A 14,843-nucleotide genomic window follows, 5' to 3' on the forward strand; every position below is an offset into this window, starting at 1 on the left:
CAATATGAACAAGAAAGTTCTCAAGCCTCTCACTGTAATCTGCTTGCTTAGCACTCTGGCAGGATGTTCGAGCATTATCAGCGCAACGCGAGAAGAGCCGATCAGAGAAGATGCTGGCAGCCGCACGATGGGAGCCTATGTCGAAGATGAACTTATAGAGAACAAAATACTAGTCAATCTCAGCAAAGGCTCTACAAGCGTCAAAGAAGCACATATCGGCGTTACCAGCTACAACGGTGTCGTTCTTTTAACAGGACAAGTGCCAAGTGAAGCGGCTAAATCAGAAGCAGAACAGATCGCACTAGCCACTCAAAAGGTACGCAAGATTCATAACGAGCTTGAGATCGCCGGCCCAACCTCTACGATCATGCGTACCAACGATGCCTACCTCACTAGCCGAGCTAAGCTACAATTGCTCGCGGATGAGAGCGTGGAAGGTGGCCGCATCAAAGTGGTCACTGAAAATGGCTCAGTTTATTTGATGGGTCTTGTAACGCGAGAGGAAGCCGAGAAAGCGATCAACATCGTTCGCACTATTCCCGGCATTCAACGTATCGTTAAAGTCTTCGAATACATCTCTCAGCGCTAAGCTATATTATTTTACAACCTTGAGGGCCGGTCTACTGCTTTGCGGCGGGGTCGGCTCCGGGGGTGTCGGCTCTGGCTGAAGCTCGTACAGATCCGCACCCGGCTCCATACCAAATCCCATACCAGCCCCTGACTCCCGTGCATAGATCGCCAACACAGCAGCCATCGGAACATACACGTTCATCGGTACACCACCAAAACGCGCGCTAAAGCTGATAGCGTCATCATCTATCATCAAGCTTTGAACCGCACTAGGACTGATGTTTAAGATAATCTGTCCGTCGGAGATAAACTGCTCGGGCACCATTACGCCTGAAACCATTGCGTCCACGGCAATATGAGGGGTTTCATTTGCATCGACCACCCACTGATGCAATGCTCTTAACAAGTAAGGACGGCTTGGATTCATATCGCCTCCAAAATAAAAAGGGATGACATGTCATCCCTTCTGGAAAAGACCTACTCTTAGTCGCGCATTTCGCGCTCAGCATCCGAGAGGCTCTCGCGGAATGCTTCACGATCAAAAATACGCGCCATGTAATCTACCAGGTGTGGACACTGCTCTTCTGTAATCTCTACACCGAGTGCTGGCAAACGCCACAACAGGGGTGCTAAGCAGCAGTCAACGAGCGTAAACTCTTCACTCATGAAGAATGGCTTCTCACCAAAGATTGGCGAAACCGCAACCAAGCTATCACGCAACTCTTTCCGCGCCTCTTCTACTTCCTCGTCAGTGCCTTGATCAGCTACTAGGAAGTCTACCAGCTTGCACCAATCCTTCTGGATACGGTGCATGTACAAGCGACTCTCAGCTCGAGCCACAGGATAAACTGGGAGAAGTGGAGGATGCGGGAAGCGCTCATCTAAGTACTCCATCATGACATTCGGCTCATATAGCACCAATTCACGATCAAGCAACGTCGGTAGACTGTTGTAAGGATTTAGCGCGGCAAGATCCTCAGGCAAGTCCTCTACACGACTATCGATTACATCTACCGCAACCCCTTTCTCAGCCAGCACAATACGTACACGATGACTGTAATGATCAGAGCCATCCGAGTAGAAGGTCATGGAGGAACGTTTAGCGACTACTCCCATCAAGAAATCCCCGTTTCACTTTCTTTAATAACGAAACAAGCACGGCCTGCAAAAGACAGGCCGTGCACAATGAACTGATTTTAACAGATATTATCTGTCAATATCAGTGCACATCTCTCCAGTACTCTTTCTTCAGCGCTAGCGCGATAAAGAAGAAGATGAAGAGGAAGATCAATACATTTGTACCGATACGGTGTGAATCCAATTTCGACGGCTCACCCATGTAAACCATGAAGTTTACAAGGTCATAGATTGTCTTATCGAACTCTTCCGGAGTTTGCTGACCTTTCGCTGTGATTGAGAAGCAACCACCCATCTCCAGACCAGTCAACGGATCAATCTTACGCTCGCTATGAAGCAGCTCCTCTGGTGTACAGTTCAGAGTTTGAACACCTTGCAGATACTCCAACACGTTCGGCATACCCACATCAGGGAATACTGTGTTATTTACACCCCATGGACGGCTCTCATCTTTATAGAAGCCACGCAGGTATGTATACAACCAGTCAGCGCCACGCAAACGTGCTTCCAAAGTAAGATCTGGTGGCGGGTTACCGAACCACTTACCAGAATCTTCCTTCGTCATCGCAATCGTCATTTGCTCACCTACTTTTTGGTCGCCCAAAAGCAAGTTTTCTTCAGCAAGCTCAACAGGAATGCCCAAATCGTTTGCTGCACGCTCGTAACGCTGGTAACCCGCAGAGTGACAACCTAAGCAGTTGTTCACAAAAATCTGCATACCGCGCTGTAAGGATGCTTTATTGTGTAGATCAACATCCATATGATCCAACGGAACACCCGCACCACCCGCTGCAAAACCTGTTACAGGAAGCAGTGCCATAACAAAAGCCACTAAATACTTTTTCATTAGCCTGTCACCCTTTCTGGAACTGGTTTAGTTTTCTCCATCTTCGTGTAGAACGGCATGAAGAAGAAATAAGCGAAGTAAAGGGCTGTACAGATCTGCGCAACTAGAGTACGAGTTGGTGTGGAAGACACAACACCCAAGTAACCTAGAATCACGAAGCTTACTGCGAAGATCAACAACCAAACTTTACTCATCCAGCCTTTGTAGCGCATTGATTTTACAGGGCTACGATCCAGCCAAGGCAGAACGAACAGGATAGCAATCGCTGCACCCATCACCACAACACCAGGGAACTGAGAACCAGCAATTGGTGGAATAGCACGTAGCATCGCGTAGAACGGCGTGAAGTACCATACCGGAGCGATGTGTGGTGGTGTTTTCAGTGGGTTAGCAGGCTCGAAGTTAGGTGCTTCGATAAAGTAACCGCCACCTTCTGGGAAGAAGAACACGATCGTACAGAAGACAAACAGGAACACAACTACACCAACAATATCTTTGACTGTGTAGTAAGGATGGAATGGGATACCGTCACGTGGGACACCGTTCTCATCTTTGTTCTCTTTGATCTCGATACCGTCTGGGTTGTTAGAACCCACTTCGTGCAGTGCAATAATGTGCAATACAACCAGTGCCAGCAGAACAATCGGCAATGCGATAACGTGCAAAGAGAAGAAACGGTTTAGTGTAATACCAGAGATCAGGTAATCACCACGAATCCACTCTGCCAACTCAGGGCCAACAAATGGAACTGCTTGGAACAGAGATACGATTACTTGAGCACCCCAGTAAGACATTTGTCCCCATGGAAGCAAGTAACCCATAAATGCTTCTGCCATCAGCGCTAGATAGATCGTCATACCGAAGATCCACACCAACTCACGCGGCTTACGGTAAGAACCGTACATAATGCCTCGGAACATGTGTAGATAAACAACGGCGAAGAACGCTGAAGCGCCTGTAGAGTGCAGGTAGCGCAACAGCCAACCATACTCAACATCACGCATAATATATTCAATTGAAGCAAACGCACCTTCAGCAGAAGGGTTGTAGCTCATTGTTAGCCAGATACCTGTTACAATCTGGTTAACAAGCACAAGTAACGCCAGCGAGCCAAAAAAGTACCAAAAGTTAAAGTTTTTTGGCGCATAGTACTTAGAAAGGTGGTCTTCCCACATTGCAGTTGCTGGGAAACGATCATCGATCCACCCCATCAAACCGCCATTTCCTTTATTACGGTTACCGGCCATTATGCAGTCTCCTGATCCACACCAACGATGATGATGTCATCACCCTCAAATTTATAAGGAGGAATTACCAAGTTCGTTGGCGCTGGCGAGCCTTTCATAACTCGACCAGAAAGGTCAAAACGTGACCCGTGACACGGACAGTAGTAACCACCTACCCAATCCTCGCCCAAATCTGCTGGTGCAACCTCAGGACGATATGTCGGCGAACAGCCCAAGTGCGTGCAAATACCTACCAAAACTGCCACATCCGGACGAATAGAGCGCATTGCATCTTTGGAAACATAAGCTGGCTGCTGCTCAACCGCAGAGTTCGGATCTGCTAATTTGCTCGCATCCAAGTTCTTCAGATTTTCTAGCGCTTCTTCCCCGCGGCGCACGATCCAGACTGGCTTACCGCGCCACTCAACGATCATTTGCTGACCAGGCTCTAGCTTGCTGATGTCAGCTTTCGCTGGTGCACCGGCAGCCTTCGCTTTAGCACTTGGACTCCACGAAGCTACGAATGGGACTGCTGCTCCAACGGCTCCGACTGCACCAACGGCAGACGTAGCACCAATCAGGAGACGGCGCCGACCCTTATTCACGCCCTCATTGCTCATCAAGTTTCTCCCCCTCAATTGACTAGGCTACTTACTCACGAAGTAGTCGCCAGCCACTCAGTATAAAAAACCAATAAAATCCGGTTCTTGAAAATGGCCCAAATAGTAATGAAAATACCCTTATCTTACAAGGTGAAATACAGCCCTCTGAGCACCTATAAGACTAAGTATTGACCTGATCCAGACCCAAAAAAAAACGCCCGCCCCAATGGAGGCAAGCGTTTCCTTGATAATCGTACCAGCAGGGGCTGGCAGCCGATTAGCGCTTCGAGAATTGTGGCTTTTTACGTGCTTTACGTAGACCCACTTTCTTACGCTCAACTTCACGAGCGTCACGCGTAACGAAACCAGCTTTACGTAGTGATGGACGCAGAGTTTCGTCGTATTCCATCAGTGCACGAGTAATACCGTGACGAATAGCACCAGCTTGGCCGAAACCGCCGCCGCCTTTAACTGTTACGTATACGTCAAACTTCTCTAGAGTTTCTGTAAGCTCTAGTGGCTGACGAACGATCATACGCGCTGTTTCGCGACCGAAGTAAACTTCGATAGTACGATCGTTAATAGTGATGTTACCTGTACCTGGACGCAAGAAAACACGAGCAGTAGACGTTTTGCGACGACCTGTACCGTAATACTGAGTTGACATAATCTACTATCCCCTTAGACGTTCAGTTCTTTTGGTTGCTGAGCCTGGTGTGGGTGTTCTGCACCAGCGTATACTTTCAGCTTAGTGTACATCGCGCGGCCTAGAGGACCCTTTGGCAACATACCTTTAACTGCAAGTTCGATAACTTTTTCAGGCTTGTTCTCGATCATGATTTCAAAGTTAGCCTGTTTCAAACCACCTGGGTAACCTGAGTGGCGGTAGTACATTTTGTCTGAACGCTTGTTACCAGTAACAGCAACTTTTTCTGCGTTGATTACAACAATGTAGTCCCCAGTATCTACGTGAGGAGTGTATTCTGGCTTGTGCTTGCCGCGTAGACGACGGGCAATTTCAGTAGCCATACGACCCAGAGTTTTGCCCTCTGCGTCAATCACATACCAGTCGCGTTTAACTTCGGCTGGTTTAGCAACAAAAGTAGTCATCGATTGTTCGCCTTTCTTTAAACTAAGCCTAGCAATTAAAAACAATTACCGACTTACCTTATAATTATTGGTTGCCTATCGAATTTTGAGAGACAACTTACGAATACCCATATTTGGGAGCGCGCATTATACACAGACCATACAGCTTGTGCGAGCATTAATTACCCGAAACTAAGCTTTATGGGCGCGAGCCAAATACTCGTGAGACTGCATCTCTAGAAGACGGCTTTGCGTACGCTCGATCTCAAAGTTCAGGCGACCATCAGTATAAATTTCGTGAATCGGTGCTTGCGCCGAGAGAATCAGCTTCACGCCACAGTCGTAGAACTCATCGACCATATTGATAAATCGACGTGCCGCATCATCGTTACTGCGCCCTAGCTGAGGAACATTGGACACAAGAACAGCGTGGTAAACCTTAGCCAGCTCAATGTAGTCGTTTTGCGAGCGAGGCCCTTCACACAACTCTTTAAAGTCAAACCAGATTACATCCTCGCATGAACGACGCGATTGAATACCACGGCCATTAACTTCAACAATCTCAGCATCAACCGCCTCATCAAGATCAGGCGATAGACTCTCGAAGCTAGTATTCAAGCTCGCATCCGCTTGGCTATCCAATGGGTAGTGATATAACTCCGCCTGCTCCAATGCACGTAAACGATAATCCACCCCACCGTCGACGTTAACAACTTCAGTGTGCTTGTTAAGCAATGCAATAGCGGGCAAAAAACGAGCACGCTGCAGGCCATCTTTATAAAGACCATCGGGAACAATGTTAGAGGTCGCTACTAACGAGACTCCGTTCCCAAACAGCTTCTCAAATAGCCCGCCTAAGATCATCGCATCGGTAATATCTGATACAAAGAACTCATCAAAACAAATGATGCGCGCTTCTTCGGCGTACTGCTCAGCGATTGTGTCGAGTGGATTTTTTGTGCCATCGAGGGCTTTAAGGTCAGCGTGAACACGCTGCATAAAACGGTGAAAGTGGGTCCGCATCTTACGCTCGATTGGAAGGCTATCGTAAAACGTGTCCATCAGATACGTTTTACCCCGTCCGACACCGCCCCAAAAATAGAGCCCCTTCACAGGCTCAGGCGCCTCTGCTTTGCGGAAACGGCTTGTAAACTTGCCCAGCACCGACGCTTTAGGCTGCGGCTGATTCTCTTGCGCAATGAGATCATCAAACAAGCGCTGTAGATGTTTTACAGCAGTCTCTTGAGAGGGGTCATACGAGAAGTCGTCTCGTTGCAGATCCTTTTTATAACGCTCTAGCGGTGTCATAAAAGCGAAGCACTCCACACATATCGCTGTTCAGAAAAGAGGCCGCACTTTACCGATTAGCCCAACATTTGGCAAATCAACAAAAGGCGTACTCTATAAGAAGCCAAGCCACTCTAAGCTAAATGGCAACAGGAACGCGGTAATCACACCGGTCAATCCCATCGCCAATCCAGAAAAAGCGCCCGCTTTGGCACTAATACCAAAAGCATAGGCGGTCCCCATACCATGCGCAGTAACGCCGATAGCAAAGCCTTTCACTTCATCATCTAGGCCACCTAATAGTTTGAATACCCAAGGCGCGAATGAACCACCCAACGCTCCCGTCACCAAAACGAGTCCTGCAGCCAACGAAGGGTATCCACCTATTTTTTCAGCCACACCAATCGCGATCGGCGAGGTAACCGACTTCGGCGCTAAAGACATCAAAACCGCATGTGGTAGCTCAAATAGCCAGCCAATAAGGAGTACAGATATGACCGCCACCCCTGCTCCGATCGATGCGGCAGCAAATAAAGGAAACCACATACGCTTGATGCGCTCTGCGTGATCCACCAGAGGAACCGCCAACGCGACCGTCGCAGGACCTAACAAAAAGTGTATAAACTGTGCTCCCTCGAAGTAGCGTTCATAACTCGTGCCGGTCAGCAGCAAAAAAATGATGATAATCGATAGCGAAAGCAGAACCGGGTGCAAGAAAGCCGAGCCACCCATACGTCGATTGAGTTCCATACTAAATGCAAACACCGATAGCGTCACAATGAGCCACAGCAGCGGAGAGGCAGAGAAATAGACCCAAAAATCCATTAATGACGCCCCTCTTTCGAGCGCACCAGAAAGCGCAGCAAACCTGCGACAACCAGCAGTGTAATAAACGCACTAACCGATAACGCCAGCACTAACGCTAACCAATACTCGGCTAGATATTCCAGATGCACCATCAGACCAACACCCGCCGGCACAAACAGTAACGACAAGTGCTTCAAAAGGCCCTCGCTGAACAAACGCAGCTGTTCAGGTACGCGCCCAAAAATGAGCAGTACAAAAAACAGCAGCACCATACCCACAACCGGCCCCGGCACCGGTGCATCTAGCGCCATGACAAGCACTTCCCCGCACAGCTGAAAAACCAGCAGTATAAGCAAACCTAAAAAAAGCATCCCTACACCTCTGCGTGAAACGACGTCCAACCTTTAAATAGCGCCAGCACCCCAAACAGGATAAACAAAGCGCCAGCGATGCGATGCACCCAAAGTAGCGAGACACGCTCAGCTAGCCGATTGCCTAATAACGCTCCCAAAAGCGTCGTACCAATCAATGCAAGGCTAGCCCCCAGCCAAACAGAAAGCGCACTCGATTGAGTCGCAAGTGTTGCCACCATCAACTGCGTTTTATCACCAAACTCAGCGATAAAAATCGTCATGCCTGCAGCCAAGAACACACTTGAGCCGACACTGGCGGATTCTTCAGATCCGTCTTCATCATCAACTCGTAGAGCAGCAATACCAAAGCCGATAAAAGCCAAGCCTGCCAGCACCGCGGCGACCCATGTCGGTATCCAAGTAGCCACCACAGCTCCCGCCAATACTGCAACCAAATTGAGTACTAGGAAGGCAACAATGGCACCACTAACAACGGGGAGGAGACGGTAGGTTGCGGCCATAGCCACCACCACGAGCTGGCTTTTATCGCCAAACTCAGCCAAAAAAACGAGCGACAGCGCTTCAGCCAGCTCGGACACATTCAACATCTTGATTTCCAACTAAGCGGTACTAACCGCGACGGCGTACCATCTCGACAAAATTGCAAGGCTTGTGACGACTATCCAGCTGTTCAGAGATGATACGTCCCCACGCAGTACGACACGCACCGGTCGAACCGGGAATACAGAAGATCAGAGTTCGATTAGAAACACCCGCAATCGTACGCGACTGAATCGTCGAGGTTCCGATCTCCTCATACGATACGGCTCTGAACAGCTCGCCGTAACCAACAATCTCTTTATCAAACAGCGGCGCTACTGCCTCAGGCGTGCTATCGCGAGAGGTAAAGCCTGTTCCACCGGTAATCAACACGGCATGCACCGCATCATCCGCGACCCATTGAGCAACAATGGCGCGAATTTTATACATATCATCCACGACGATTTCGCGCCTAACCACATCGTGTCCATCAGCTTCAGCAGCTTGCTGTAGATAGTCGCCAGAGGTATCATTTTCAGGCCCCCGAGTATCGGAAACCGTTAAAACCGCTAAGTTAAGGGGTTGTCGCGCGTCGCTGTCGTTCGCATGAGCCATGCTTTTATCCTCAAGTCACTAAAACTACTGGCCGCCAAAAAGGATGGGCTTATCCATCGCTAACAGCAGCTGCTTTAAGTCGTTATTATGGGTCTTCCAATCCCCGGGTTGAAACCAAGGGAACGCTTGCTGAAACACCGGCTCAGCCCAGCGCCGGCCAATCCAAGCGAGGTACTTTACCATTCGTACAGCCCGCAAACCATGCAACATCGGTAGCTCTCTACGTGGAAACTCTCGGTATTGCTCATAACCTTCTACGACTTCGGACAGCTGCTGACGCTGCTCAACTTCCGTACCTGAGAGCAACAAGAAGAGATCTTCAATGGCAAAACCCATACGCGCATCATCAAAGTCGAGTAGCTTGATCTCATCGGCCACCAGCATGTTCCCAAGATGCAGATCGCCATGGATCACTAACGACTGTGCAGCCATCGCTTGCTCAGCCAGCACCACTCCTATCTCAGCGACTATCTGGCGAAAGTCTGCCTGCTGAGCTGTCGGCACCCAGCACTCAAGCAGATAGTTTGCAGAGGTTTGCAACTGCTCAAGCGGCATAAGTGCATGACGTGCTGCGAATCGATAGGGTTCGGTCCAAGCATGTAACCGACCGACCAGCTCACCAATGGCATACAGCGAATCCAAGTCTTCCAAATTAGGCGCTTGGCCGATAATTTTTGGATAGAGCGCAACATCAAACCCAGCCTGCTTAACCAAAGCGCCGCCGTCCTGGCCCATTAGCGGTGCTACCACCGGCAAACCCGCTTGCGATAGCTCAGCTAACAAGGTGGCCTCCTCTTCAATTTGCGCTAAAGCCCAACGTCCGGGACGATAAAACTTGGCGATTAAGGCCCCACCCTCTTCTAGCCCCACCTGATAAACACGATTTTCGTAGCTATTTAGTGGATAGCAGCGGCCATCACTGTAATAACCCTGCTGCTCGATCGCATCTATCACGACATCAGGCGTTAATGCCTCGAATACATTTTGCTGACTATTCATACACCGTTATCATATCCGTCATTCGGGGCATGCTAGTATACAACCCAACCGCTATTCATCTAGGCACCACTGTAAACTTGGCCTAATCGCTTTAGAATGGAGTCCGCAATCGATGCCAAAGCTCACAAAAGTCGTAATACCTGTTGCAGGCCTCGGCACCCGTACATTGCCTGCGAGCAAAGCGATTCCTAAAGAGATGCTGACGGTTGTGGATAAACCAGCTATTCAGCATGTTGTCGAAGAGGCGGTAGCTGCAGGGTTTACCGAGATCATCCTTGTAACCCGCAGCGGCAAAAGTGCGATCGCTGACCATTTCGATTCTCACTCAGAGCTAGAGCAAATATTAGAGAGCAAAGGCAAGTTAGAAATCCTAGCGAGCATTCGTCACCTGCTACCGCAAGGCGTATCTCTATGCGCAATACGCCAGCCCGAACCTAAAGGCTTAGGCGATGCAGTACGCTGCGCAGCCCCCTTAGTTGGAAAGGAAGCCTTTGCAGTGATGCTTCCTGATATGCTTATTCACCACCCCAGCAATGTAAGCAGCACAGACCTGCGCGGAATGCTCGCGCGTTACCATCACCAAAACTCACCACAAGTGATGGTCGAGGCGGTCGCTGAAGCGAACGTAGTCCACTACGGCATTATCGCCACGTCACAACCTAGCCAAACGAGTTGGCCGCAAACTCTGAAGATCAAGCAGATCGTTGAGAAGCCCTCTCACCAAGATGCGCCATCCAATCTTGCCGTGATGGGCCGTTACATTCTGCCGCCGGAAATTTTTGCCATCTTAGAGAACACCCTTCCCGGGGCCGGTGATGAAATACAGCTAACTGACGCCATCGCACAGCTGTTAAAATCAACCACCACGGAAGCGTACCTGATGCAGGGTAAAACCTACGATTGTGGTAACAAGCAAGGCTTGCTGCGGGCAAACTTGATCTTTGGCCTTAACCACACCAGCGAAGGCCAAGACTTCCGCGCGTTCGTAAGCGACATTATTTCTCAATCAGGTGGAGAGTAAGGATTGACCATTACATCAAGCTCATCTTGGCAGATACTGCAAGATCATGCACAACAGATGCAACACAGCCACCTGAAAGAGCTGCTGCTCGACGAAAGCCGCTTCAAGACCCTAAGCTTTGCCCATGGTCCACTACTGATTGACTTTTCAAAGCAACGTATCGATCAGCACACGCTCAAACACCTAGTGGAGCTTGCAAAGACCGCAGACTTGCCGGGCTGGATAACACGCCTATTCAACGGCGACCCAATCAATACCTCTGAAGCTCGGCCAGCGTTGCATACTGCTCTGCGTGAGCAAGCGCAAACATCACTCGAGGTGGGTGGGCATAACATTATTCAAGATGTGCAAACCAACCTGTCGCGCATGGAGAAAATTGTCGAACGTATCCATTCAGGCCAGTGGCGCGGTTATGCGGGGGAGCCAATCGACACCATAGTCAATATTGGCGTGGGAGGCTCAGACCTTGGCCCTTATATGGCATGCAGCGCTCTGCGAGGTGCACGCGTCAACGCCGGCCGCCACTTAAAAGTGCACTTTGTCTCCTCTATGGATGGCAGTGAGCTGGCCGACATTTTGGGCTCTTTGAACCCAGCCACCACGCTATTTATCGTTTCATCCAAGTCATTTACCACTATTGATACACTCAGCAATGCCCATACAGCGCGAAAGTGGCTGCGCGATGCCAGTGGCGTCAACGACACCATCATCAACCGCTGCCACTTTATTGGGATCTCAGCGAATCCAGCGAAAATGTCCAGCTGGGGTATTGCCGACGATAACCAGCTCGAGTTCTGGGATTGGATTGGCGGACGCTACTCCATGTGGTCAGCCATTGGCTTACCCATCGCTCTACGCATCGGCATGGATGGTTTTCGCGAGATGCTGCAAGGCGCACACTCCATGGACCAGCATTTCCTCTCTGCGCCACTGAACGAAAACCTGCCCGTTTTACTGGGTTTGATCGGCGTTTGGAACGTGAACTTTCTCGATATTCACGCGCATGCCATTCTTCCCTACGATGGCCGTCTCATCCATCTGCCCGCCTACCTCGAACAGCTCGAAATGGAGAGCAACGGCAAAAGCGTTAACCGCGTCGGTGAGCCACTCGATTACCGCACCTGCCCAGTACTGTGGGGTGAAGTCGGCCCAAATGCGCAACACGCCTTTTATCAGCTGCTGCACCAAGGCACTGAATCGGTGATGTGCGACTTTATTGTCTCGGCACGCCGCTATGAAAAGACCGACAACGAAAGCCTGCGCTCACAGCACACCCTAACGCTAGCGAACTGCCTTGCGCAGTCTCGTATTCTTGCGATTGGTAGCGCTGTTCAACAGAATGATCAACCCGTTCCAGGTCACAAGCAGTACCACGGCAATCAACCATCGACAACTCTGCTACTCGATGAACTAACACCCTTCTCCTTCGGAAGCTTGATCGCCCTTTACGAGCACAAAGTTTTTGTACAGTCCGTCATTTGGGATATCAACCCGTTTGACCAGTGGGGTGTTGAACTCGGCAAAACGATGGCAACCTCACTACTTAAGCCTCTGCAGCATCAAGCGAGCGACTCCGAGTTTGATCCCTCCACCCATGGCCTTATGCGCCACATCCATCAGCAACAGGAGCGCTCGTAATGGAACTGACAATTTGGGGACAAGAGCTGGTCGGCTGGGTGGCCGCAGCGGTGCTAAGCCAGCAAGGGCATAATATCTATTGGGTTACCGAGCAGACCGATGCTGACATTTTGTCGTTACTCGACAGCACAACCATCAATGAACCCCAACTCAAGGCGCTCGTTCAAGAGGGCAGCCAATCCGGTAACATTGGCCTCATAAGCCCACAGCAGGCTTTAGGTAACGACCGCCACCTATTTGCGCTGGCCGCAAACGAGTTACTGCTCGCAAAGAGTTATGTCGCGCAGATTGCCGCGTTCAATGATGATAACCGAGTCCATATCATCAATATGAGCCACTTTGGCGTCGGGAGCAGTGATGATCTGCAGCGCCAGTTCCCGGAGCAAAGCGCCAGCATTGTGAGCTACTTTGCTGAAAACATGTCTGAAGGCGAAGCTATCAGCCAATTTGCCGCGCCCTCCGCGATCACGTTCGGCTGCCACGCCTCATGGGCTACCGAAGACTTTCGCGCGCTACTGGGTACACTCATTACTCCGAGTACTGAGTTTTTCGAAGTCACCCCTCGCGAGGCAGAGCTCACTAAATTTGCGATTACCGGCATGCTGGCACTACGTATCGGGTTTATTAATGAGATGGCCAACCTCGCTGAACAACTTGGCGCTGATATCGATATCATCCGCCGCAGCATGGGCGCAGATCAGCGTATTGGCCCGCACTACTTAGCGCCAGGCTGTGGCTTTGGTGGGGGCAATTTCTCCCGTTCAATCCGCGGCTTAGCGAGCTTGTTGGAGCGTAATCAGCAATCTGCGCTGCTTGAAACCGTGCTTGAAGAGAATGAGAAACAGAAAGAGCTGCCGTTTCGTCGCCTTTGGCAGTACTTCGATTGCAACCTCAAGGGTCGTACCATCGCCATCTGGGGCGCATCATTCAAACCGGGCTCAGCATCCATCGATGGAGCGCCTAGCATCCGCTGTATTGATGCCATTATTGCGCAGGGTGCCCACGTACAGGTACATGATCCGGAAGCGCTCGAAAACGTGCGTAGCCACTATCAATACCACCCGCAAGTTCACGCGACCGATAACAAACTCGAGGCGCTGCGGAACGCCGATGCGTTGCTATTGCTGACTGATTGGCCAGAGTATCTAGACGTTGATCATCACATAGTTAAAAGCGAACTGATCACCCCCCTGATTATCGATGGCCGTAACATGTTTGACTATCAAACCATGCGCGAGAGCGGTATCGACTACTTCGGAGTAGGTAAAACATGCGCGAACTAGACATACCTATCCATGAAGCCTGCCAACTGGCACAGCAGGCAGGCGCGGCGATCATGACGATCTACGAGCAAGGCTTTGAGGTAACGACAAAAGCCGATAACTCACCACTGACAGAAGCCGACTTAGCATCACATCAAATACTTGAGCACGGGCTGCAACAATTAACACCAAGCTTTCCGGTGTTATCTGAAGAATCACCAGCTACCGCTATTGCGCAGCGCCATAACTGGCAAACCTTTTGGATGCTGGATCCGCTAGATGGCACAAAGGAGTTCGTAAACCGCAACGGCGAGTTCACCGTCAACATTGCATTGATTCATAGAGGCGACCCGGTATTCGGCGTTGTTTATGTCCCCGTTACCAAGGAACTGTATTGGGGCGGCGAAAGCTATGGTGCTTGGCGGCAATTCGACAACAAAAGCCCCACGGCTATTAGCGTGCGTGAGCCTCAAACGCCTCCTATTGTGGTGGGTAGCCGCTCCCATTTAACGGATGAAGTTAAACAGTTTATTGAGCAAATACCGGCTGCGGAACTCACGTCCATTGGCAGCTCATTAAAGTTCTGTTTATTAGCACAAGGCCAAGCAGACCTCTACCCAAGACTAGGCCCGACTTCCGAGTGGGATACCGCAGCAGCAGATGCCGTATTAAGAGGTGCAGGTGGACAGGTGATTGACTTAAATACGCAGCAAGCGATGCGTTATAACCAACGAGAGACGCTGCTTAACCCTAACTTTGTTGCCTTCACAGCGCGCGGCACATGGTGGGACGCACTGCTTTTGGCACATGCTCACTATCAAGAGCGCAACGACCTTTAACCGCTGCGCCT

General features: G+C 50.2%; 18 protein-coding genes. 5 read left to right on the top strand and 13 right to left on the bottom strand.

Annotated elements, in window-relative coordinates; translation table 11 throughout:
• The first annotated feature begins 4 nt into the window (after positions 1 to 4).
• On the top strand, positions 5 to 589 hold the full coding sequence (locus E4L36_RS07450) for a BON domain-containing protein (RefSeq protein ID WP_127694664.1): 585 nt from the start codon (positions 5 to 7) through the stop codon (positions 587 to 589).
• Positions 590 to 595: 6 nt separating this feature from the next.
• On the opposite strand, the gene E4L36_RS07455 is transcribed toward E4L36_RS07450, so the two are convergent.
• The 13 genes from E4L36_RS07455 to E4L36_RS07515 form a co-directional block, all read right to left on the bottom strand.
• On the bottom strand, positions 596 to 997 hold the full coding sequence (locus tag E4L36_RS07455; RefSeq protein ID WP_127694663.1) for a ClpXP protease specificity-enhancing factor: 402 nt from the start codon (positions 995 to 997) through the stop codon (positions 596 to 598).
• A gap of 56 nt (positions 998 to 1,053) precedes the next feature.
• Positions 1,054 to 1,686, bottom strand: a complete 633-nt coding sequence (locus tag E4L36_RS07460; RefSeq protein ID WP_127694662.1) for a glutathione binding-like protein — start codon at positions 1,684 to 1,686, stop codon at positions 1,054 to 1,056.
• Between the two features lie 103 nt (positions 1,687 to 1,789).
• Entirely contained in the window at positions 1,790 to 2,554 is a 765-nt protein-coding gene (locus E4L36_RS07465; RefSeq protein WP_127694661.1) for a cytochrome c1, read from the bottom strand.
• Positions 2,554 to 3,801 carry a cytochrome bc complex cytochrome b subunit gene (locus E4L36_RS07470; protein ID WP_127694660.1) on the bottom strand — a complete coding sequence of 416 codons (1,248 nt, stop codon included), beginning with the start codon at positions 3,799 to 3,801 and terminating at the stop codon, positions 2,554 to 2,556. The genes E4L36_RS07465 and E4L36_RS07470 overlap by 1 nt, the downstream gene beginning before the upstream one ends.
• On the bottom strand, positions 3,801 to 4,400 hold the full coding sequence (gene petA / locus E4L36_RS07475; protein ID WP_127694659.1) for a ubiquinol-cytochrome c reductase iron-sulfur subunit: 600 nt from the start codon (positions 4,398 to 4,400) through the stop codon (positions 3,801 to 3,803). The genes E4L36_RS07470 and petA overlap by 1 nt, the downstream gene beginning before the upstream one ends.
• A 259-nt stretch (positions 4,401 to 4,659) precedes the next feature.
• Positions 4,660 to 5,052 (bottom strand): 30S ribosomal protein S9, encoded by a 393-nt coding sequence (rpsI, locus tag E4L36_RS07480; protein ID WP_127694658.1) that lies wholly within the window; start codon positions 5,050 to 5,052, stop codon positions 4,660 to 4,662.
• An 11-nt stretch (positions 5,053 to 5,063) separates the two neighbouring features.
• Positions 5,064 to 5,492 carry a 50S ribosomal protein L13 gene (rplM, locus tag E4L36_RS07485; RefSeq protein WP_127694657.1) on the bottom strand — a complete coding sequence of 143 codons (429 nt, stop codon included), beginning with the start codon at positions 5,490 to 5,492 and terminating at the stop codon, positions 5,064 to 5,066.
• Between the two features lie 171 nt (positions 5,493 to 5,663).
• Positions 5,664 to 6,779 (bottom strand): cell division protein ZapE, encoded by a 1,116-nt coding sequence (gene zapE / locus E4L36_RS07490; protein WP_127694656.1) that lies wholly within the window; start codon positions 6,777 to 6,779, stop codon positions 5,664 to 5,666.
• Positions 6,780 to 6,872: 93 nt separating this feature from the next.
• A complete protein-coding gene (locus E4L36_RS07495) occupies positions 6,873 to 7,583 on the bottom strand; it encodes an LrgB family protein (protein WP_136680108.1) in 711 nt (236 codons plus the stop codon).
• The gene (locus E4L36_RS07500) at positions 7,583 to 7,936 is read right to left on the bottom strand and encodes a CidA/LrgA family protein (RefSeq protein WP_136680109.1); all 354 of its coding nucleotides are present in this window, start codon (positions 7,934 to 7,936) and stop codon (positions 7,583 to 7,585) included. Before E4L36_RS07500 ends, E4L36_RS07495 begins: the two co-directional genes overlap by 1 nt.
• Positions 7,937 to 7,938: 2 nt before the next feature.
• Positions 7,939 to 8,526 (bottom strand): TMEM165/GDT1 family protein, encoded by a 588-nt coding sequence (locus E4L36_RS07505; RefSeq protein ID WP_136680110.1) that lies wholly within the window; start codon positions 8,524 to 8,526, stop codon positions 7,939 to 7,941.
• Between the two features lie 22 nt (positions 8,527 to 8,548).
• Positions 8,549 to 9,073, bottom strand: coding sequence for a molybdenum cofactor biosynthesis protein B (gene moaB / locus E4L36_RS07510; protein ID WP_127694652.1), 525 nt, complete (start codon positions 9,071 to 9,073; stop codon positions 8,549 to 8,551).
• 24 nt (positions 9,074 to 9,097) lie between these two features.
• Positions 9,098 to 10,072, bottom strand: a complete 975-nt coding sequence (locus tag E4L36_RS07515; protein WP_136680111.1) for a serine/threonine protein kinase — start codon at positions 10,070 to 10,072, stop codon at positions 9,098 to 9,100.
• A gap of 112 nt (positions 10,073 to 10,184) precedes the next feature.
• On the opposite strand from E4L36_RS07515, the gene E4L36_RS07520 reads away from it, so the two are divergent.
• From E4L36_RS07520 to cysQ, 4 genes are read left to right on the top strand one after another with little or no spacing between them, the layout of a single operon-like run.
• A complete protein-coding gene (locus tag E4L36_RS07520) occupies positions 10,185 to 11,093 on the top strand; it encodes a UTP--glucose-1-phosphate uridylyltransferase (protein ID WP_136680112.1) in 909 nt (302 codons plus the stop codon).
• A 3-nt stretch (positions 11,094 to 11,096) separates the two neighbouring features.
• Entirely contained in the window at positions 11,097 to 12,731 is a 1,635-nt protein-coding gene (pgi, locus tag E4L36_RS07525) for a glucose-6-phosphate isomerase (RefSeq protein WP_136680113.1), read from the top strand.
• The gene (locus E4L36_RS07530; RefSeq protein ID WP_136680114.1) at positions 12,731 to 14,014 is read left to right on the top strand and encodes a nucleotide sugar dehydrogenase; all 1,284 of its coding nucleotides are present in this window, start codon (positions 12,731 to 12,733) and stop codon (positions 14,012 to 14,014) included. The genes pgi and E4L36_RS07530 overlap by 1 nt, the downstream gene beginning before the upstream one ends.
• Positions 14,002 to 14,832, top strand: a complete 831-nt coding sequence (gene cysQ, locus E4L36_RS07535) for a 3'(2'),5'-bisphosphate nucleotidase CysQ (RefSeq protein WP_136680115.1) — start codon at positions 14,002 to 14,004, stop codon at positions 14,830 to 14,832. The genes E4L36_RS07530 and cysQ overlap by 13 nt, the downstream gene beginning before the upstream one ends.
• Positions 14,833 to 14,843: the final 11 nt, after the last annotated feature.

Origin of the sequence: Neptunomonas sp. XY-337 (genome assembly GCF_004959845.1) — a bacterium.
In the GTDB taxonomy this organism is placed as follows: domain Bacteria; phylum Pseudomonadota; class Gammaproteobacteria; order Pseudomonadales; family Balneatricaceae; genus Neptunomonas; species Neptunomonas marina.